This window comes from Larkinella knui (genome assembly GCF_003858645.1).
In the GTDB taxonomy this organism is placed as follows: Bacteria; Bacteroidota; Bacteroidia; order Cytophagales; family Spirosomataceae; genus Larkinella; species Larkinella knui.
In genome coordinates this window covers 945,999-967,593 of the sequence record NZ_RQJP01000003.1, presented here as the reverse complement: position 1 = coordinate 967,593, position 21,595 = coordinate 945,999, and the positions used below count along the sequence as shown (strand labels likewise).

Annotated in this window: 13 protein-coding genes; 6 read left to right on the top strand and 7 right to left on the bottom strand. The window is 54.7% G+C overall.

All coding sequences use genetic code 11. The features are described from left to right. Positions 1-116 precede the first annotated feature (116 nt). The 5 genes from EHT87_RS17950 to EHT87_RS17930 all read left to right on the top strand — a co-directional run bounded on the left by EHT87_RS17950 (position 117) and on the right by EHT87_RS17930 (position 10,456). On the top strand, positions 117-746 hold the full coding sequence (locus tag EHT87_RS17950) for an RNA polymerase sigma-70 factor (protein ID WP_124908020.1): 630 nt from the start codon (positions 117-119) through the stop codon (positions 744-746). Between the two features lie 71 nt (positions 747-817). Next, a complete protein-coding gene (locus EHT87_RS17945; protein ID WP_124908019.1) occupies positions 818-1,810 on the top strand; it encodes a FecR family protein in 993 nt (330 codons plus the stop codon). An 11-nt stretch (positions 1,811-1,821) separates the two neighbouring features. Beyond that, positions 1,822-5,346: a SusC/RagA family TonB-linked outer membrane protein gene (locus EHT87_RS17940; RefSeq protein WP_124908018.1), complete on the top strand. Its 3,525-nt coding sequence runs from the start codon at positions 1,822-1,824 to the stop codon at positions 5,344-5,346. Between the two features lie 50 nt (positions 5,347-5,396). Continuing rightward, a complete protein-coding gene (locus tag EHT87_RS17935; protein WP_124908017.1) occupies positions 5,397-6,929 on the top strand; it encodes a RagB/SusD family nutrient uptake outer membrane protein in 1,533 nt (510 codons plus the stop codon). A gap of 107 nt (positions 6,930-7,036) precedes the next feature. Then, the gene (locus EHT87_RS17930; protein ID WP_124908157.1) at positions 7,037-10,456 is read left to right on the top strand and encodes a VCBS repeat-containing protein; all 3,420 of its coding nucleotides are present in this window, start codon (positions 7,037-7,039) and stop codon (positions 10,454-10,456) included. A 39-nt stretch (positions 10,457-10,495) separates the two neighbouring features. Here the strand turns inward: EHT87_RS17930 and EHT87_RS17925 are convergent, their stop codons facing one another. Genes EHT87_RS17925 through EHT87_RS17915 form a run of 3 tightly spaced genes read right to left on the bottom strand, consistent with a single transcriptional unit; the run spans position 10,496 to position 14,314 of the window. Then, positions 10,496-11,971 (bottom strand): TolC family protein, encoded by a 1,476-nt coding sequence (locus EHT87_RS17925; RefSeq protein WP_124908016.1) that lies wholly within the window; start codon positions 11,969-11,971, stop codon positions 10,496-10,498. Further along, positions 11,968-13,320, bottom strand: coding sequence for an HlyD family secretion protein (locus tag EHT87_RS17920; protein WP_124908015.1), 1,353 nt, complete (start codon positions 13,318-13,320; stop codon positions 11,968-11,970). The genes EHT87_RS17925 and EHT87_RS17920 overlap by 4 nt, the downstream gene beginning before the upstream one ends. Beyond that, a complete protein-coding gene (locus tag EHT87_RS17915; protein WP_124908014.1) occupies positions 13,313-14,314 on the bottom strand; it encodes an ABC transporter transmembrane domain-containing protein in 1,002 nt (333 codons plus the stop codon). Before EHT87_RS17915 ends, EHT87_RS17920 begins: the two co-directional genes overlap by 8 nt. Before the next feature lie 119 nt (positions 14,315-14,433). Here EHT87_RS17915 and EHT87_RS17910 point away from each other — a divergent pair, with 119 nt between their 5' ends. Next, positions 14,434-15,144 (top strand): TetR/AcrR family transcriptional regulator, encoded by a 711-nt coding sequence (locus tag EHT87_RS17910; protein ID WP_124908013.1) that lies wholly within the window; start codon positions 14,434-14,436, stop codon positions 15,142-15,144. 244 nt (positions 15,145-15,388) lie between these two features. Here the strand turns inward: EHT87_RS17910 and EHT87_RS17905 are convergent, their stop codons facing one another. From EHT87_RS17905 to EHT87_RS17890, 4 genes are all read right to left on the bottom strand, one after another. Next, complete coding sequence (locus EHT87_RS17905) at positions 15,389-15,781, bottom strand: YidH family protein (protein ID WP_124908012.1); 393 nt, start codon at positions 15,779-15,781, stop codon at positions 15,389-15,391. Positions 15,782-15,850: 69 nt separating this feature from the next. Continuing rightward, complete coding sequence (locus EHT87_RS17900) at positions 15,851-16,957, bottom strand: efflux RND transporter periplasmic adaptor subunit (RefSeq protein WP_185716271.1); 1,107 nt, start codon at positions 16,955-16,957, stop codon at positions 15,851-15,853. 4 nt (positions 16,958-16,961) lie between these two features. Further along, positions 16,962-20,162, bottom strand: a complete 3,201-nt coding sequence (locus EHT87_RS17895; protein WP_124908010.1) for an efflux RND transporter permease subunit — start codon at positions 20,160-20,162, stop codon at positions 16,962-16,964. Between the two features lie 21 nt (positions 20,163-20,183). Beyond that, positions 20,184-21,554: a TolC family protein gene (locus tag EHT87_RS17890; RefSeq protein WP_124908009.1), complete on the bottom strand. Its 1,371-nt coding sequence runs from the start codon at positions 21,552-21,554 to the stop codon at positions 20,184-20,186. Between the last annotated feature and the right edge of the window lie 41 nt (positions 21,555-21,595).

Here is a 21,595-nt window from a genome sequence, read left to right as displayed (position 1 = left end):
GGAGTACTGCGGCTAAAGAAAATTTTTTATTGGAATAATGCGGTTTTAATTCCTACTTTAGCTAATTATTACAATCTGCCGTCTCTATTAATCGAAATTAGTCAAAAGGTTAGTTCATGCGTATCCGGAAATTACCCCTTCGGTTGGGGCAAGACGCTGAGAAGGACATCACCCTGCGATTAAAAGCGGGGGACGAAAACGCTTTTGAGGAGATTTTCTTCCGTTATTACAAACACCTGTTTGCCATTGGAATCAAGTTTTTAAAAGACCCTGAACTGGCCGAAGATGCGGTTCAGGACATTTTTCTTAAACTCTGGGACCACCGCGAAGCGCTGAACGAGACGTACGCCCTCAAAAATTTTCTTTCGATTGCCATGAAGAACCACGTTCTGAACGTGATTCGCAACCATCACCAGTCGATCTGGGAGTATCTTTCTGCTGAAATTGAGGAGGCCGTGGGCGAGGAAACAACCGGCAATTCATTCCAGTTTCAGGAATACAGCGCTATTCTGGAGCAGGGAATGCAAAAACTGCCGCCCCAACGGGAAAAAGTGTTCCGGTTGCGCGTCTTCAATGGGTTAGACAACGAGCAGGTTGCCAGGCAGTTATCCATTTCGGTCAATACCGTCAAATCGCAGTTTACCCAGGCTACCCGGTTTTTGAAAGACTACCTTAGTAAACACGCCGATCTGGAAGGGATCCTGCCTATTTTGCTGTATTTTTTTTCTTTTACTATTTTTTCTTAGATCAGTAATACTTCCTGCCCTCCAATGTGTATCTATTTAGGAATGAATTGAACAATTCCTAAAGTCGGTTAATGGATACACAACTTCTACAGAAATATTTACGGAATGAGTGTACCCCCGAGGAAGCTCGGGCGGCTTTGTTGCACTTGTCTACCGAACACGGACAGCGCCAGTTGCAGCAACTGCTCGATGCCGATCTGACCGAACCGGTTGCGCTCCCCCTCGATGCGGCCGAGCGGCTGGATGCCCAGCGGCTCTTCAACCGGATTCAGTCCAGTAAAAAAACCACGTCCAGACAGAAGATTTCGACACCTGTTCGACCGCTGGTGCCGCGTTGGAACTGGCTGGCTGCGGCTGCCATCGCCGGGATTTTGCTGGTGGCAGGTTCCCTGTTTTTCTACAAAAAGTCGGCGGTTCCCGAAACCATTGCGTTGCATACCGATTTCGGCCAGACGCTGCGGGTGGTCTTGCCCGATCAGTCGGTGGTGACGATGAACGGGAACACGTCGATCCGGTATTTCGACCATTGGCAAACCGACACGCCCCGGGAGGTGTGGGTGGAAGGAGAAGCTTTTTTTGAAGTTGTTCACACCCAGAACCACCAGCAGTTTCAGGTCCACCTGCCCGGTCAGATGAACGTGGAAGTGCTCGGAACGCGCTTTAACGTGTATACCCGCAAATCGAAAACGAAGGTGGTCCTGAACGAAGGGCGCATTCAGATGCGGGTTGCCAATCGTTCCAACAATCACCTGGAGATGAAACCCGGTGAAATGTTCTTTGCCGATGCGCAGACAAAGTCGTTCTACAAAAAAGCCGTCAATGCACAGGCGCTGTCATCCTGGCGTACCGATAAACTGATTTTTGACGGTACGACCCTGTCCGAAATTGCCCAGCTTCTGAAAGACACCTACGGGCTGGAAGTCGAGATTCGGGACCGGGAGTTACTGCACCAAAAATTCTCAGGCACGATTCCGGGTAAAAATGCCGATACGATTCTGAAGGGGCTTTCCGGCCTGTTCGATTTAAAAATTTCCCGAAAATCCAATTATGTACTTATTGAATAAACCATCTACGCATGAAAAAAATAGTCTTGTTTCTGTGGGGAGTGTTATTGGTCGGAACCCTGCCGGCCTACGCTCAACTGATTGCCTCGAACGGGCACCGGGTAAGGCAACAGGAGAAAGAGATAGCTGCACCGGTGGTAACGCTCCGGGCTGCCTTGTCGGAACTGGAAAAGCAATACCGGGTGTCATTCATTTACAAGACGGATCTGGTCGATACAAAAGTGGTTCTGAACGGCCACCGGGATCGTACCGTTGAGGAAGCTCTGACGAATTTGCTGTCTGACAAAGGGTTGACGTTCGAGAAAATTCAGGCTAACTTTTACGTCATTGTTGCCACGAAGGAAAAAAGCAACCGGTTTTTTCGTAAAATTAATCAAATCGAAAAGAAGGGTTTTGAGTCCCAAACGGGCAGCGAACCCATAACGTCCTCCGATCTGAACATTGGAAAACTGGAGCGAATCGGTTATTCGGTTCTGTCGGCCGACAAACCGATGGAAGACATTCGCGGTAAAGTTTCGAATGCAACCGGAGAAGGTCTGCCGGGCGTCAGTGTGGTCATTAAAGGCTCGACCCGGGGCACCACTACCAATGGCGAAGGCGAGTTTACGATCAATGCCCCTAATAATGCGGTATTGGTTTTCAGCTTTGTCGGATTTGCTTCCAAAGAAGTACCTGTCAATGGCCGGACGACCCTGACGGTATCGTTGGTGGAGGATGAACGGGCGTTGGAAGAAGTCGTTGTGGTGGGCTACGGAACCCAGAAACGGGCATCGGTAACCGGTGCCGTTTCGTCCGTTACACCCAAAGATTTGACGGCTTTGCCGGTCATCAGCGCCGAGTCGGCCATGCAGGGCCGGGTGCCGGGCGTCCGGGTGGTCAACAACGGAAGCCCCGGCCAGTCGCCGATTGTGCGCATCCGTGGGGTGGGTTCCATCAACTATGCCTCCGGTCCGTTGTATGTCATCGACGGCGTTCCTTCGGGTGATCTGAACAACCTCGATCCGCGCGACATCGAATCGCTGGAAGTATTGAAAGACGCCAGTTCTGCCGCCATTTACGGTTCCAGAGCGTCCAACGGCGTGGTGATCATTTCGACCAAGAAAGGGTCGAAAGACGGGAAACTGCACGTGAACCTGGATACCTATTTCGGGACGCAGAGTGCCTGGAAAAAACTCGATCTGCTGAATACGCAGGAATATACGCAGTATGCAACGGCTTTGTTGGGAAATGCCAAGATTGCGATGCCGTCCCGGCTCAGTAATTTAAACCAGCCGATTTATGCGGGTGCCACACAAACCTTTGCCCAAACCGCCACCGACTGGCAGGACGTTTTACTGCGTACCGCACCCATTCAGCAACACCAGATTTCGGTGTCGGGTGGCAACAACGTCTCCCGGTTTTTTACGTCGGCCGGTTATTTCGATCAGGAAGGTATCCTGATCGGGACCAATTACAAGCGGGGTAATGTCCGGATCAATTCCGATCACCAGATCAATAAATTTCTGTCGTTTGGGCAGACCCTGATGCTGTCGTACGATAAAATGCGCGGTGAGCAGGGATTTGGCGGTGGTCGTACGGCCGTGATGCAGGCCATCCGGAACTTGCCCTACTGGCCGGTTTCCGACCCGACCAAAGTGGGCGGCTACAGTTCGCCAACGGCAGCCGACGGAACCGATCCTGATAACCCGGTTCGGATTGCGTTGCAGGACAAGAGCTATACGCAGCGCATCAAACTCCTGGGAACGTTGTTTGCGGAAGTCAAATTTACCAATTTCCTCAAATACCGTTTCAGTTTCGGGGCGGATGTGGTGACAACGATTGGGACGAACCTGTTTCCAATTTACAACGACGGGTATAAAAGCCGTACCCAGAACAATATCCAGGACAATCGCTCCTCGTATTACTCGCCGATCCTGACCAACCAGTTGACGTTCGACAAAATGTTTGGTAAACATTCCGTCAACGTGACGGCGGTGGCTGAAAGTCAGAATTTCCGCAGTTCAAGCCTGAACTCGAACGGATACCGCCCCAACAACGACATCGATGTGTTGCAGGGAATTTCCAACCCCGGCGTGACGAGCACGAAGGACGAAAGCAGCTTGATTTCCTACATCGGTCGGGTCAACTACGATTTTGCGGGTAAATACCTGATCAGTGCGTCGATTCGCCGGGATGGTTCGTCGCGTTTTGCACCGGGCAACAAATGGGGCACCTTCCCCTCCGCGTCCGTGGGCTGGCGGGTGAGCGAAGAATCCTTTATGAAATCGGTTCCGAACCTGTCCGAACTGAAAATCCGGGCGAGTATCGGGCAAACCGGTTTCAACGGAATCGGAAGCTACGCCTGGCAGACGCTGATTCAGGCCGACAATACCAACTACGTTTTTGGTGCCAATAAAGTACTGGGTTCTTATTTCAGTTCATTAGGGAATACCGATCTGAAGTGGGAAACCACCACCATGTCGAATCTGGGCGTCGATCTGGGCTTGTTTGGTAACAAAATGACGTTCACGGCGGAAGTCTATAACCGGAAAACCGATGGTCTTCTGCTGGATGTCCCCATTCCGAATTCACTCGGGTATTCGTCTCCGCCTTCGGCCAACATTGGTAGCATGAAAAACTGGGGGTATGAGTTTCAGGTGGGCTATAACCGGAACGAAGGCGACTTCCGCTGGAACGTTTCGGCCAACCTGGACGTAACCCGGAACAAGGTCACCAGCCTGGCGACACCGAGTGCCACCATTTATGCCGGTCGAAATGATGATTTTGGGGGGAGCGATATTACGAAAACTGAAGCCGGACAGGCTATCCAGTCCTTCTATGGCTATCAGGTAGAAGGGATTTACCAGACACTGGATGAAGTATTTAACAGCCCTCGTACGCAAACCCGGGCCGAGACGCGCGAAGCACACGATCCGACCAAAAATACGTCGCCGGGGGACATTCGTTTCAAGGATATCAACGGTGATGGTAAAATCGATGCTAGTGACCGGACTTACCTGGGCAGTTACATTCCGAAGTTCAGCTACGGCGCCAACCTGGGAGCCAACTACAAGAACTTTGATATAACGGTCTATTTACAAGGCGTTTACGGAAATAAAATTTACAATGGTACGAAGGTAATTGAAGAAGGCATGTTGCGGTTGTTCAATGCGGGCAAAGGCGTACTCAATGCGTGGACGCCGACCAACACCGGTACGGATGTTCCCCGGGCCATCAGTGGTGATCCCAACAACAACAGCCGGACCTCCGATCGGTTTATTGAAAGCGGTTCGTACATGCGGGTAAAAAACATCAGCATCGGCTATTCCATTCCGGCCCCGGTATTGAGTAAACTCACCCGGAACACGCTCACGAAAGCGCGGATTTACGTTTCGTCGACCAACCTGCTGACCTTTACAAAATACAGCGGTCTGGATCCGGAAATTGGCGTGAACGGAAGTGCCGGTGACAACACCAAGTTGCTGACGAACGGAATCGACTACGGGCAATATCCGCAACCCCGGACGCTTTTGCTCGGTTTGAATATCGGTTTCTGATCCGCAGAACCGGCGATGTTTCAGTGAACAGTATTAAACGAAAGAATCCAATGAAAAATAAATTTCTTTTATCCGGGATGCTCTTTCTGGGCCTGATGGTAGGCTGTCAGGAAAGCGATTTGGACAAATTGAACCCGAATGGCGTTACGGTCGACAACTTCTATAAAAACGGGGCGGAATTATCGAGCGCGGTCAATGCCGTGTACGCCATGGCGAAAGCCAATACGCTAACGTCCCGCGAATGGTTTTTCCTGCTCGATTTGCGCAGCGACGACGTAGCCGCCGGTGGCGGGCAGCTCGAAACGCCCCGCAACCAGTTGCTGCTGGGAAGCCATACGACCGACAACGGGGTAGCGAGTGCGGTCTGGCAGGGCTTTTACCGCCTGATTCACCGCGCCAATGCCACAATCGATCTTTCCACAAAAGTGGCGGATCTGTCGGCGGCCGACAAAGCGCGGTTGCTGGCCGAAACCCGGTTTTTGCGCGCCTGGTCTTATTTTGACCTGGTAACGCTGTGGGGGGGCGTTCCCTTGTACAAAAGCTACGTGACCTCGGTGGAAGGGGCCTTGCCCCGCGCCACGGAAAAAGAGGTTTACGATTTTATCATCGCCGACCTGAAAGCCGCTCAGGAAGCCCTGCCAGCCACCTATGATGCCAATAACCTGGGCCGGGCCACCAAAGGGGCCGCCCAGATGCTACTGGCCCGGGTGTATTTGCAACAGGCCGATTATGCCAGTGCAAAAACCGAACTTCAGAAGATCATTACGTCAGGTACATACAGTCTGGTGGATGAATACTCGGATAATTTTACCGAAGAAAATGAGTTCAACAAAGAGTCGATCTTTGAGATCAATTTCTTCCCTGCGGGCGGAAACTACAACTGGGATGCGGACGGAAACGGCGCCACTGCCGGAACCGAAACCGTCCGGACACAGGAGTATTCGGCCATCGGCTGGCGGAACATCATTCCTTCCAACAGCTTGCTGAATGAATTTGAGAAAACCGCCACCGGAACCGACCCCCGGTTTGCCAAATCGTTTTACGTAACGGGCGACAAGTACAATCTGGATAAAAGTGTGCTGACCGATGCGGCCCAGAACGGCAATTCATCGGTGGTCGATGGAAAAACCATGAAGGTGAGCTGGCGGAAATTCTCGCTGATGTACAAAACCGATCAGTCGTTTCTGACCGGCGGCATCAACCAGCGCATCATGCGGTATGCCGAAACGCTGCTGGCCATGGCTGAGGTGGAAAACGAAATTGGCTCACCCGCCGAAGCCGTGAAATACCTCAACATGGTTCGCGCCCGCAAGAGTGTGGCAATGCCCGCTTATCCGACGGCTGCGTTTCCGGTGAGCACGAAAGACCAGGTGTTTACGGCCATCGTGCACGAACGCCGGGTGGAACTAAGCGGGGAGCAAGTCCGGTTCCGCGACATTCTGCGCTGGCGGAAAGCCAATAAATTGAAAGCCGAACCGTTCAGCTACTTCCAGAAAAACAAGCACGAATTACTGCCCATTCCGCAACAGGAAGTGGACAACAACCCGAAAATAGAGCCGACTAACCAGAACCCGGGCTATTGATTTTCCCGGACTAATCAATGATGAAATAGGAAGATAAGCGGGGAGCATCGGTAAATAATCGGTGGCTCCCCGCTTTATTAGCTTTTAAGGTTATGTCCGCAAAATTCATGCGCTTTCCTTCTTTTTTATACCGGATCGTACTTTTGCTGACCGTCCTGTGTACGGCCTGCCGACAGTCGGAACCCCCTCTCTTTGAGCAGCTTCCGTCCGGAAAAACCGGGATTACCTTTGCCAACAACCTCCAACCTACCGACCAGCTGAACGCATTTTCGTTTACCAATTTTTACAACGGCGGTGGGGTTGGCGTGGGCGATGTCGATAACGACGGCAAACCGGATGTCTTTTTTGGCGGCAATCAGGTCAGTTGCCGGTTATACCTCAACCGCATCGACTCTACGACGCACCAGTGGAAATTTGAAGACGTTACCGAAGCCGCCGGACTGACCACCAACCGCTGGTGTACCGGTATTTCGATGGCCGATGTGAACGGCGACGGCTGGCTGGATATTTACGTGAGCGTCGCCAGACACGCGGCTTTGCCGCATTCCGAAAACCTCCTGTTTATCAATCAGGGCGTTAAAAAAGGCAAGCCGGTTTTCCGGGAAATGGCCGCAGCATACGGCTTGGCGGATGCGGCTTTTACCACCCAAGCCGCTTTTTTTGACTACGACCTCGACGGTGATCTCGACGCGTATCTGCTCAATACCGGCCCCGATTTGCAAAATCCGAACTATTTACGGCCGACCATCAACGACGGTTCGTATCCGAGCACCGGCAAATTATACCGTAACGAAGGCAGTGGGCCGGCGGGCCACCCGGTTTTTAAAGATGTGTCCCGCCAGGCCGGTATTGTCTACGAAGGGCTGGGTTTAGGGCTGGCCATCAGTGACTTAAACAAAGACGGATATCCCGATATTTACTGCTCGAACGACTTCATCAGCAGCGATATTCTGTATCTGAACAACGGAAAAAGCAATCCGGCAAACCCTACATTTACCAATGTCATCCGGCAGGCCACGGCGCACACCAGTCTCTACGGTATGGGCGTCGATGTGGCCGATTTCAACAACGATGGCCTGCCCGATATTTTCCAGCTCGACATGCTGCCCGAAGAAAACGCGCGGCAGAAAAAGATGCTGGCCGGGCAGGACTACGACCGCAAAGAACTCAGCATTTCCGAACCGTATCGCTACCAGATGCAGTACATGCGCAACTCGCTGCAATTGAATCTGGGCGAAAACCGGACTGAAAGCGGCCAGCATACCGTGCCGTTGTTTAGCGAAATCGGGTTGCTGGCGGGGGTTGCCAAAACCGACTGGAGCTGGTCCGCGCTGCTGGCCGATTACGACAACGACGGTCGCCGGGATTTGTACATTACCAACGGTTATCGACGCGATGTGACCGACCGGGATTTCATCCAGTTTACGGAAGAGTTTTCCGGTTTCGGCACGGCGGAGTTTCAGAAGGATAAACGGGAGGAACTGATCCAGAAAGTGCCGGAGGTGAAAGTGCCCAATTACGCGTACCAAAACGCGGGTGATCTGACGTTTACCGACGTTTCGAAAGCGTGGGGACTGGCCGATCTTTCGTATTCCAACGGCGCGGCTTACGCTGATCTGGACGGCGATGGCGATCTGGATCTGGTTGTCAATACCGTTGATTCGGAAGCGTTGGTGTACCAAAACCGGGCGCAGGACCAGAAACCGGCCCATTATGTAGCCATCAAACTGGAAGGGAATTCGGGAAACCGGCAGGGAATCGGCGCTAAAGTGACGCTGTGGGCGGGTGGCCAAATGCAGTACGCCGAACTGTCGGTGGTACGCGGTTTCCAGTCGTCGGTCGAACCGGTGTTGCATTTTGGCCTGGGGCAATCGGCGGTGGTCGATTCGCTGCTGGTGGAATGGCCGGGCGGGAAGTTACAAAAGCACTACCGCATCAACGCCAACCAACGCCTGACGCTCCGCTATGCTCAGGCAAAAGCAGGGGACCCCAAGCCGGTAGTGCAGCCATCCAAACCGCTGTTTGCGGCTGTAACGGACCAACTGCCGCTGGATTTTCAACACCGGTCTTCCGGATTTGTGGATTTCAAACAGACGGCGGCTTTGCATAAAATGCTGTCGCGCAGTGGCTTTGCTCTCGCATCGGGTGATGTCAACGGCGACGGGCTGGACGACTGTTTTGTGGGCGGTACGAATCGGGGTAGCGAAGCTTGTTTTCTGATTCGGACTAAAACCGGCGGTTTTACTAAAAAGCCGTTCCCGATTCACACCAGCCACGACGATACGGCCGCGTTGTTGTTCGACGCCGATGGCGATAAAGACCTGGATCTGTACGTCGTTGCGGGTGGGGCCGAACGACCCGCTTCGGATCAGGCGTTTTACCAGGATCAACTGTATTTAAATACCGGGAAAGGTGATTTCAGCCCTGCTCCGGCGAATGCCCTGCCGGATTTGTCGGGCAGCGGCTCCTGCGTGGTAGCGGCTGATTATGACCGCGATGGCGACCTCGATCTGTTCGTCGGCGGACGGCAGATTCCGGGCCAGTATCCGCTTCCGGCCCGCAGTTATTTACTCCGGAATGACACAAAAAACGGCTCTCCCCGGTTTACGGACGTAACCGCCCGACTTTGTCCGTCGCTGCAAAAAGCCGGTCTGGTTTGTGCCGCCCTCTGGACCGACACCAACAACGACCAATGGCCCGACCTGATGATTGCCGGTGAATGGATGCCGATAACCCTGTTCAAAAATGAATCCGGCAGGCACTTCGCTCAATCACCGCCCGGCGGCCCGGTCAATCACCCATTCACTCAATATACCGGCTGGTGGAACACGCTGGCTCAGGGTGATTTCGACAACGACGGCGATCTGGATTACCTGGCCGGGAATGAGGGTTTGAATACGCTGTACCGCGCGTCGGAGCAGGAGCCGATCAAGATCATCGCGAAAGACTTTAACAAGGACGGCACGTTCGATCCGTTGATGGGCTATTTCATCAAGGGCGTCCGGTATCCGGCCATTCCCCGCGACGCACTGAACCAGCAGGTGATCCAGTTCCGGCGAAAATACCAGCGGTATGCCGATTACGCCAAAGTGACGTTTGATGATTTATTGTCCAAAGACGATCTCGACGGTGCGTATCAGGCGGAGGCCACGTACCTCCAAAGTGCCTACATCGAGAATCTGGGCAATGGTGGATTTAAGATGACGCCACTGCCGCGACTGGCGCAACAGTCGCCGGTTTTTGAAATCATTCCCCGGGATTTCAACCACGACGGGAAGCTGGATGCGGTTTTGACCGGCAATTTTTACCCGAACGAAGTCAATATGGGCCGGGAAGATGCGTCGTTTGGGCTGGTGTTGCTGGGCGACGGACGCGGTAATTTCAAACCGCTGATGCCGCGCGAAAGCGGTTTGCTGATCACCGGCGACGCCCGCAAATCGGTCTGGCTAACAGGAACGGGGCTGGCTCCTTTGCTGGTGACGGCGGTTTATGGGCAGGGATTGCAGTTCAACCGGTATTTGCCCTAGCCCACGGGTTTAACCGTGGGCTGTTATTGGCCTCTTCGATTACAACGCTTCCGAATGCGTCCCGGCTGCGTACCATAAACTGGCAACGGCTTTCTGGTGTTTCGCCCGCAGATCTTCGAGTTTAACCTGGAGATCGATCAGTTTGGTTTCCCGGCTGTTGATCAGAAACAGGGAACTTTCACCCATGTCGAACTTCTGCTGCTCGGCCCGCAGCAATGCCTGCTGGTTGGCGACGGTCTGCTGCTGTACGGAAATCAATCTCTCCAGCGTTTTCAAATCGTTCCAGGCGGTTTGTACCTCGTTGGCAATGTCGCGCCCGGTTTGCTGGCGTTCCAGTTCCACCTGCCGGGTTTTGATCTGTACCTGCCGGAGCTTGCCGCGTTCTTTCCGCAGGAATAACGGAAAGGTCAGGTCCACCCCAATCTTGTGATTTTCGGGCCGGAAGGCGTAATAGCTGGGTCCGTCGTAACCCAGTCCCGGCAAAGGTGTACGACTCAACAGGCTGGCATTCAACGTGATTTGTGGTTGTAGCAGCGACCGCCGAAATCGTTCCTCAACGGCCAGTTGTTGGCCTTTGGCCGTCAGTTTCAGTAATTCCGGGTGTTGCTCGGCCGCCCGGCTCAGCAGATTTTGAAGCTGGGCTTCGTTGATCTGATCCGTGGAAGCCGTCTGCGGAATAACCGACTGCGACAGATCGACGGGCCGCGGAGCGTCACCCACTTCGTCGCTTTTCCACAGAAAAACCGCCAGCCGCAAACCGGCATTTTGCCAGTCGACCTCCGCCTGCTGAAGCTGAACGAGCCGATCCTGCACCGTAATCAGCGCTTCGGTCGTATCGATTGGGGCCGCATCGCCCAGTGCAGCCCGTTCGCGCACGGCCTGAAAACGGGTCGCGGCCAGCTCGTATCCCTGCCGGATCAACCGAAACTGCTGGTAGGCCAGATACCACTCCCAATACGTTTTAGCCGCTTCGTAAAGCGTTTTATTGATCAGTTTTAACCGGTCGGCATCCGCCAGATTAACGGCCAAACGAGCCTGACGCAACGCATTCCGCCGGGCATCGATCAGCAAACCCTGCCCGATCGGCACACTCACGCCCACGGCAGCCAGACCCGAAGCGGGCACGCGGTCTTCCGGGTTGATGTATTGGCCGGTATTGCGGTCGTAGGTCATTTTAACATCGATACCGCCCGGCAAAACCGGCACAGATACCCCGGATTGCCACTTGTCGTAATACAGACTTTTGCCAAATTCCTTGCGGTCGTAGACCGAAAACAGCTTGGGATCGAAAGCGCCCTGTGCCTGGCGGACTTCCTGCTGCGCTTCCTCATTGAGTAAAGCCGCCTGCCGGACAATCGGGTGATGCTGGAGGACGATCCGGTAAAAATCAGCCGCCGAGAATACGGTTTCCGGCGTAGCAACCGTGTCGCCGGGCGCTACGGGCAGTTGCCCGAACACTCCACCGATTGACAGGCCGCTGAGTATGAGCCAACTGCAAACAAATAGAGTCCTCATGTTTTCTTTTCCTCTTTTGGTTCCTGTTGTAGACTGGGCGGAAAACCGTTCAACTGCCGCCAGATCTCATACCAGATAGGCACATTGTCGAGCATGACCCAACCGTAAACGCCCGATCCGACGCGCAATTGCTTCGGCCAGGGCTGGTCGTTGCGTTGCACTTTGGGTTTGATCAGCAGGCGGTATTTGCCGTTGACACTGCTGACGGCGTCGATGACGGCCACCTCGCCCCCAAATGTGCCAACGGCTACGGTCGGCCAGCCCGAAAACTGGATGGCCGGCCAGCCATCGAATTGGATACGTACCTCGCGACCGCGTTGAATGAGCGGTACATCCATTGCCCGGACATACAGTTCAACCGCAATCGAGGGGTCGGCGGGTTGCAGCGTTGCAATGGACTCCCCCTCCTTGATCGTCTCGCCAATCCCGAATTTCAACGACCGAACCACGTAGCCATCCTGCGGGGCACGGACGACGTACAAACCCTGCCGAACGTCCACGCTGCTGATTTTATTCCGCAACTTGGCAATTTCACCGTCGGCTTCGGCCCTATAGGAAACCGCCGAACTGCGGTCGGAAAGCGCCTTGGCTATTTTTTCCTGGTAATCAGCCTGAATCGTGTTCAGATCGAGCCGGGCGTTGATCAGTTCCTGCCGCGAAACGTTGAGTTTATTTTCCCAGGCGATTACTTTGGCATAATCCTGCTGTACTTTCAGCCGCCGGGTTTCGAGGTCGGTCAGCGAAAACAACCCGTTTTTGTGGCCTTTCTCATACCGTTCGAGCCGGTCGAGAGCGATCTGGTAATTTTTACGCTCGGCCAGCAGGTCCGTACTGTCGCTGACAACTTTGAATTCGCTCTGGCGAACCTTATTCCGGGCCGACGCCAGTTTGACCTGCAACCCCGTTTTGAGGGCGGTAATCTGACCGTCGAGCGCCGAGATTTTAGCGTCCGTTGCGGTCAGGCTGCCCCGCTTGGCGTCGAGTTGTTCGTCGAGCCGCTCGGGCAGATTGGGGTCAAAATAATCGTCTTTAATGTCGGAGATTACCAGCAGCGTATCGCCTTTTTTGACAAACTGCCCTTCCTGAATTTTCCAGCGTTCGATGCGGCCCGCGATGGCGTTCTGGATGGTTTGCGGCCGGTCCTGGGGTGTCAACGCCGTTACGGTTCCTTCGCCGTTGATGTTTTGTTGCCACGGCAGAAATAATACGATGAGGCTGATGATGAGCAGCGCGATCATCCAGCGGCCCAGTCGCCGACCGCCGTCGGGCTGGGGCAAGGTTCGCAGTGTTTTGAGCGGGTAATGGGTGAACAACTCCTCGTCAACCCGCTGATTGGATAGATTAAGCATGGGTTGTTGGCTCGGTTTCGAGGGGTAAATCGGTTACGTTGGCAATTTTTTCTACGGCAGTCAGCATGTCGAATACCGTGTCGATGCCCGAAATGAGTTTTTCGACAGAACTGGAAATCAGGACGATCACCAGCTCGGCCGCCACAAACTGGCCCAGTGACATTTCGCGGCTAACGACGAGCGAGGTTCCCAGAATGAGCAAACCGCCGGTCATCAGCATCTTAAACGTAATGGCACTGTAAAAGAACCGCTTCAAAACCCGGAAATGCGCGTTGCGGTATGACACGTAATTCGCGACCAGATCGTCCATCCGGTCGATGGGCTCCGCATCATCCTGATGGCGGTATTTCGGCAAGTCGTGGGCGAGGTCTTCGAGCCAGCTGACCACTTTGTATTTGTACTTCGACTCATTCAGACTGGTGCGAATACCGCGTGGTCCGTAGGCCCAGCTGATGCCGAGGATGGCCAGTAGCGTGAACAAACCGAAACCGAGAAAAACCGGATGGTAGAACGACAGCAGAATAATGCCGAACAAAATCTGCACCGCAGCCGCCGTGAGGTCGATCAGGAGTTTGGGCAGCCCTTTTTGTAAGGTCAGTACATCAAAAAAGCGGTTCATCAATTCCGGGGGGTAATACGCCGACAGCGCTTCGGGCTCAATCCGGGGCAACCGGTACGTAAACTCGAAAGCCGCTTTGGCAAAAATGCGTTGTTGCAGAACTTCCACCAGCGTCATCTGCCCCACCGTTAGAAGCCCGGCCGTCAATACACCCGCGACGACCAGCCCGATCAGCACATAGACTGAACTGAAAACCAGCCCGCTGGATACCAGATTGAATACCGCCTGAATGCCCAGCGGGAGCGAAAGACTGATCAAGCCCGTCACCAAAGCATACAGGTAAATATAGCCAATGTCTTTTTTCTCGGTTCCCAACAGCCTGATTAGCCGTTGCGTAGGCGATGGTGGAGGCTGTTGATATGAATTTATTGCCATAATTGTATTGCTTATTTTATTGATAGTATTACTATCTTTCATGCAAACATAACTTTTATTCGTGAAAGTTCGTTTCTTTGCAATGGAATTTTCTGTTAGCTGGTAAATTGACTCGATAGATGGAATATACCGTAGTGGTTCGGATGAATGAAAAGCTCTTTCTGCGTGATCCTGAAAGCTCGGAGCTGGGCCGGCGGATTGTGCGGCAGGGTATTTTGTTGATGGCCGAAATTGGCTTTGAGGATATGACGTTTCGCAAACTGGCCGATCGGATCAACACCAAAGAAGCCAGTATTTACCGGTATTTTGAAAATAAGCACCGGTTGCTGGTCTATCTGGTGGCCTGGTACTGGCAGTGGCTGGAGTATCAGGTGCTGTTTCAAACCAACAACCTGACCGACTCGCGGGAAAAGCTGGAGCGGATTCTGAAGCTTTTGTTATTGAAAGATGTGTCGCAATCCGGCGTATCGACGACTGCGGACGACCTGGATATTCTGGCGTTGCACAGTGTCGTTATTCAGGAAGCGAGCAAGGCCTACCTGACCCGCCACGTCACGGAAGACAACAAGGAGCAGCTGTTCAAACCCTATAAAGACCTCTGTGGCCGGATTGCCGGGATTATTCTGGAGTATCGACCCGCGTATCCGTACGCCCGGTCGCGCGCCAGTTCGATCATTGAAACCGCGCATTACCAGGCTTTCTTTATGAAATACCTGCCTTCTCTGACCGACTTTGGCACGCTGCCGACTAGCCAACTCACTGAAGAAGACCGTTTGCTGGGCTTTTTGCGGCATCTGTTATTCTCATCCCTGGAAGCCGGGATTTATTAAAAATCGGTTTAAATCGGCCGCAAAGCTCCGGAAAGGCGATCTGTTACCAAAACCCGTAGGTAGCGGGCTAAAAACACATTCAGGCCGCTCCTGCGGAGCTACCAGCCAGTGGTGATATCATGGACTAGTAACAGCACAGACCTCCGGCCTTCGTACAGAAACCTTCTAAAGCAGGCCTGGTAGGCGGCCCTATTTGGCAGCAGCCGGTCTCAATCACGCCGTTGGATGATGGGCATTTCAAAAATTAAATACCGGGGAGTAAGTAAAGAATCAGCAGAATAGCACCAATAACCAAGCTCAGCGTTACTAGGACCGAAAGCCATTGGGAAGGGAAAAAGACGTTGGTTTTGAGCTGCCTTTCAACCGCCCGATATCGAAAAAAAGCCAGCAGCGCCATGAGGGCTCCCAAGGCGACCATGCTCACACCGATGAAGGCGGAGTAGCCCTTCGAGGGCAAAGCCGTGGTTTCGCCCAGCGCACTGCTGAGCTGGCGGATAAAAAGAGCAAATTTTACGATGACAAACCCGAACCCCATCAGGGCAATGCTGGTGCGTATCCAGGCCAGAAACGTTCGTTCATTGGCCAGATAGTCGGCTGGCCCCGGTATTTTTGCGTGAAGTTTATCGGGTTGTTCCATCGTACTACGTATAACCGAACGGTTCTTTTAAAGTTTCTGGCCGGGCGGTTTTCTGGACTGCTGCTCATTCTATTGAATCGCCGTTCCCTCTTTGATGGTTTCCCGGGCGTTGAAAATGACCTGGTCGTTGTCGCGCAAATCGCCAAAAATTTCAATCATGTCGCCGGATTTCTGGCCCCGCCGAATGGCAACGCGCCGGGCCCGGCCATCCTCGACTTTGATGACGTACTGCCCCTCCGTGGAGGCAACTACCGCCGAGGTGGGCACCGCCAGCGCACCGGGTGTTCCGGTGGCCGACAGGCTGATGTCGGCAAACATCCCGGGCTGAAGCAGGCGGTTTTGGTTGTCTACGTCGATTTCCACCGTTTCAGAACGGAACTGTTGGTTCATCGTCCCCGACCGGCGGCTAATTTTGCCCTTGAAAACCTTTCCCGGTATGGCACTGACCGTAAACGCCAGCGCTTCGTTTTTGCGGAGTTGACTGCTGTAGGTTTCGGGAACATCGAAAACCAGCCGCAGGCGGTTTTGCTGTTGCAACACCAGCATGGGACGGTCCTGCCGCGCACCGGTCCCGACCAACGCCCCCGGATGAACGTTCCGCTCCGTGATAAACCCGTCGAACGGGGCCGTAACGGTCAGGTAGGATTTGAGCTTGGCCATGGCGCGGTAATTGGCTTCTTCGCCCAGCAACGACGCACTGTCGGCCTGCACCCGCGCCAAGGCGGTTTCCAGGTCTAGCGCCGATACCGAACCGGGAACTTTGTTACTGGCCAGCAACCGTCGGTAATGCTCGCGACTGGCCACCAGCAGGGCCTGCGCCTTGAGTGAATTGGAACGGGCAGCTGCCAGCCGCTCTTCGGTTTCGGGCGCATCGATCGTCATCAGCACCTGCCCTTTTCGAACGGCCGAACCCCGGTCAACCAGCACCCGATCCACAAAACCCGTAGCGCGGGGGTAAATGGTGACTTGCTGGTAGGGATGAAATTCGCCCGGCAGTTGCACGGTTTGTCCCACCGGTTTCCGCGATACGGCACCAATGCGGTAATTGGTTTCAGCCACCGGTTTGGTGGTCGGCTTCTTTTTCAGAACCGTCTGCTCCGAGTCGGACGAGGTACAACTACCCAGTGTACAAAGGCCCAGCAGGACCAGCACACAACTATATTCGATGATTTTCATACGCTTAAGGATGAACGGTTTGGGGTTCAAAATCGGGAGTTTCAACGTCCGGATGGTCGGCTGTCGTGTCGTCGGGCAGCAGGGATGGGTCATCATAATTCGTGTTTCGCTGCAACCAGACGTAGACCTGCGGCACGATGTACAGAGCAGCCAGGGTCGAGGCAATCAATCCGCCAATGACGGCGCGGCCCAGCGGAGCCACCTGCTCCCCGGCTTCGCCCGTGCCCATCGCCATGGGAATCATTCCGGCCACCATCGCAAACGAGGTCATCAGAACAGGCCGGAGCCGCAGGCCCACACTGTCGATGGCGGCCCGGGGTACATTGCGGTATTCCCAACGCAATCGCTCCGCATTGGTGACAATCAGAATGGCGTTGGCGACGGAAATACCGGTCGACATAATAATCCCCATGTACGATTGGAGGTTGAGCGTACTGCCCGTCAACAGCAGCAACCCAATGGAACCCGCGATCACGGCGGGTACGGTGCTGAGGACGACAAACGATAGCTTGAAGGATTGATAGTTGGCAGCCAGCAACAGAAAAATAACCAGCACCGCAATGCCCAGCCCCAGTTGCAGGCTGTCGAGCGTTTCGGTTAGCAGCGACGACATGCCTTTCACCTCCGTGACGAGCCCATTCGGGGTGTCGCCCAGTTTGGCGATGGTTGCTTCCACGGCCTGCGTGGCCGTGCCCAGATCGCGGTGGTGCACATTGGCCGATACCGTTACGAACCGGCGGGGGCCGATGCGGTCATACTCGCCGGGGAGGGTGTCGATGGAAAACGTGGCAACATCGCCCAGAACGGGGCGCGTCTGACCCGCCACCAGCGGAATCGATTCCAGCTGCGTCATGTTGCGCATGTCATATTCCGGAATCTGTACCTGCACCTGATACGTATACGCCGACTGTTTATCGAGCCACTGGTTTTTTTCGGTATACCGGCTCGACGAAGTGGACGCGGTAATGGACCGGGCGGCTTGCTGGAGGTTCAGGTCCATCATGGCCAGTTTCTGCCGGTCGAGCGTAATGTTGATAACCGGAAATTTCAGGGGCTGAAGAATGCGGACGTCGCGCAAATACGAAACGTTGGCCAGGCTATCGACCAACTGGTTGGCATACCCCGCAATTTGCTTCATGTTACGCCCGGCCACCATTACCTCGATGGGCGTACTGGCTCCCCCGCTCATGAGCTTTTCGGTTAGGTCGGCGGGTTCGAACGAGAGCGTCAGATCAGGGAACTGGTCACGAACGGCCAGCCGGATGCGCTCTTTCAGGTCCTGCATGTTGGTATGAAATCCCTTGGTCAACCCCACTTTGATGACGGCGTCGTTAGTACCACTGGTGCTCACGTAAAGGTTGGAGGTCGCGTAGTTGGTTGGCACCACCCCGACGTAAGCCGACGAAACCGCCAGGTTGCCCCCCGACACTTCATCCACCAGCGCGAGGAGTTCCCCCACGCGCTCTTCGGTGCGTTCGAGCCGGGTGCCGTCGGGCGTTTTCATCCGGATCACCATCTGGCCGGAATTGGTCACGGGCAGCATGTCTTTCCCGATCAAAACGAAACCAACCCCGGCCAGGAGGAGAATGCCCACGAAATACATTGTGAGAATGAGCCCGTTGCGCCGAAGCAGCCGCCCCGTCTGGCCCACAAACCCGACGCGAACCCGCTCAAAAAAACCGGGTTTCTTTTCGGCCTGATCCGCTTGGTGAACGTGGTCTTTCATGAGCCAGTTGGCCAGGACCGGCACCAGGCTCTGGGCCAGAAAATAGGAAACCGTCATGGCAAAACCGATCGACAGCGACAAGGGCAGGAACATGGCCCGGGGAACGCCCGTCATGATGAACGAGGGGGCAAAAACCGCCAGAATACACAGCAGAATCAGCAACAATGGCAGGGCGACTTCCTTACAGGCATCGAAAATCGCCTGCTTGCGGGGCTTGGCTGACGTGCCCCGTCCCATTTCCAGGTGCTGGTGAATATTTTCAATCGTTACCGTGGCCTGATCTACCAGCACCCCGATGGCCAGCGCCAGCCCCGACAGCGTCATGATGTTAATCGTTTGTCCGGCCAGACTTAGCCCCAGCACGGCGGCAATGATGGAAACCGGAATCGTGATGATCACGATGACCGACGAGCGCCAGTCGCCCAGAAAGAGCAGCACCATCAGCCCCGTCAGAATGGCCCCCAGTCCTCCTTCAAACAGTAGACTTTCAACGGCATTGATCACAAAAACGGACTGATCAAATTCGTAGTTTACCTCAATGTCTTCCGGGAGCAGGCTGCGCATTTCGGGCAGTTTCGCTTTCAGCCGCGTCACCACGTCCCAGGTCGAAGCATCGGCGGTTTTAACAACCGGGATATACGACGAGCGGCTTCCGTTGACGAGCGCATACCCGGCCGTCACGTCCGAACCGTCGAGTACGGTGGCGACATCACCCAGAAACACGGTGCGGTGTCCCTGCGTAACGACCGGTATCCGGCTAAAATCAGCTACCTGGTCTTCCAGCGAATTCAGCGTGGTGATGTAAGTGGTATTATCGATCCGGATGTTGCCGGAGGGCGTCATGGCGTTGTTGGCGGCCAGGGCTTCTACCACTTCATCGGGCGACAGGTTCAGGCTCCGGACTTTGTCGGGGTTTAGGTTGATGACAATCGTGCGGGAGTTGGTTCCAATCGGGGGTGGAGCGGTCAGGCCCGGCACGGTGGAAAACAGGGGCCGGATGCGCGTTACGGCCAACTCGTGAATTTCGGCCAGCGAACGGGTTTTGCTCGAAAACACCAGATCGCCGATCGGCACCGACGACGCATCGTAGCGCACCACCTGCGGAGGCAACGCACCCGGTGGGAAGAATTTCATGGCCCGGTTCACCTGAATGGCCACTTCGGCGGCTGCCTGAGCCATGTCGGTACCTTCATAAAAAGCCAGCTTGACCATGGTCAAGCCCTGCACACTGCGGCTCTGAATTTCCCGAATACCGCCGATGTACAGAAACTGATCCTGCATCCGGGTGGCAAAGAACCCTTCCATCTGCGCTGGCGACATGCCGCCATAGGGTTCGATGACGTAAATGGTCGGGGAGTTCAGGCGCGGAAAAATATCGATGGGAATCCGTAGGGCCGACATGATCGAGAACGCAACGACTCCGGTCACAAGTACCAAAACCGCAATCGGGCGTTTCAACGACGTTGCTAATAAAGACATAAGCAGGAGGGTTAGGTTGGGTTAGCGCCGGAACAGCGAATAGAATTCTTCAAAATTGTCGGTTGCCTGAGCGCGCTGCAGCCGGAGTTGCACGGCCTGGGCACGGGTCTGCACGGCCTCTTTCTCCACCGCCGTGAGCAGCGTCAAAGCGTCGGTCAGGCTCAAAATTGTTTCCAGTCCGTTGTTGTAGAGCGAAAACCGCTGATTGTACGCATCCTGGGCCGAGCGTAGCGTGTAGGGCAGTTCGGTCAGTTCGCTCTGGACGACAGAAAGCCGGGCGTCGGCCATTCCCACCGCATTCTGGAGTTGCAGCTTCGCAATGGCCAACTGATTGCGGGCTTCCTCAATCCGGAATTGCTGGAGCCGGATGCGGTGCGAAGCCCGCCGGAAATCCATTAGATTGACCGTTCCGGCAATGCCGATCAGGTAGTTCGTGCGACTATACAGCAGCCCTTTCGACACCGGGCCGTAGTTGTTTTCGACATCCAGACTGGACCCCCGCGCCCAGGTGGCCGCCAGCAGCGAGATTCGCGGAAGGGCGGCTTTTCGAATCAAATCGATCTCGGCGGTTTGCCGGGTGACGAGTCGTTCCTGAACCCGCAGCAGCGGATGCGTCGGCGGGGTGAGTGACGTTGAAAGCGGAACCAGCAGAGGCCCCACCCGGAAGGCTGTATCGATTTTTACCGCTTCGACCGGGCGGCCCGTCAGTGTGGCCAGTTGAACCCGCGCGCGCTGGCGTTCTTCCTGCATCCGGAGGTAGGCCAGCCGGGCGCGGGAAAGCGCCACATTGGCCAGGGAAGAATCCAGGCCGGGTTTAACGCCGTTGCGAACCAGATTGACGATGATCCGGCGCACGGTATCGACCCGGGCCAGGTTCTGCTCTTCGATGAGCAGATTCTGCTCCGTCCAGTATAAGTCGAGGTAGCTGCTGATGACCGTCTGGCGCAATCCGAACTGCTCGCGCTGGAGGTTTGCTTCGCTAACGGCGACATCGCTGCGAACGAGTTTGTCTTCCGCCGAAAACCGCCCGAAGTTGTAAATTTCCCAATCGGCCGTAGCCAGCGCCACGTTGCCCGACGCCAGATCCGGGCGGTTCTCGGCCCGGCGTCCACCCGAGGTCGGCACAATCAGGCCCAGCGAAAAATAGGAACCCGACAAGCCGTTGGCCGTTCCGATGTTGATCTGATCGTGCAGCCGCAAATTGGGCAGGCGGTTGTCATGAACCACCCGGACGTTGGCCCGAATGGCCTCCAGGGCCGACCGCTGAGCCGCCAGCGTGGGGTATTGGGCAAAGGAAGCTTCAACCGCTCCCTCCAGGGTTAAGGTCTGGGAATATAAACAGGGAGCGCTTCCAATCAAAAAGACAAAAGCAAGCAGATGACGTTGAATCATAGTGCGTTTCAAAATAAGAATCAGGCTTTATGGGTCGCAAC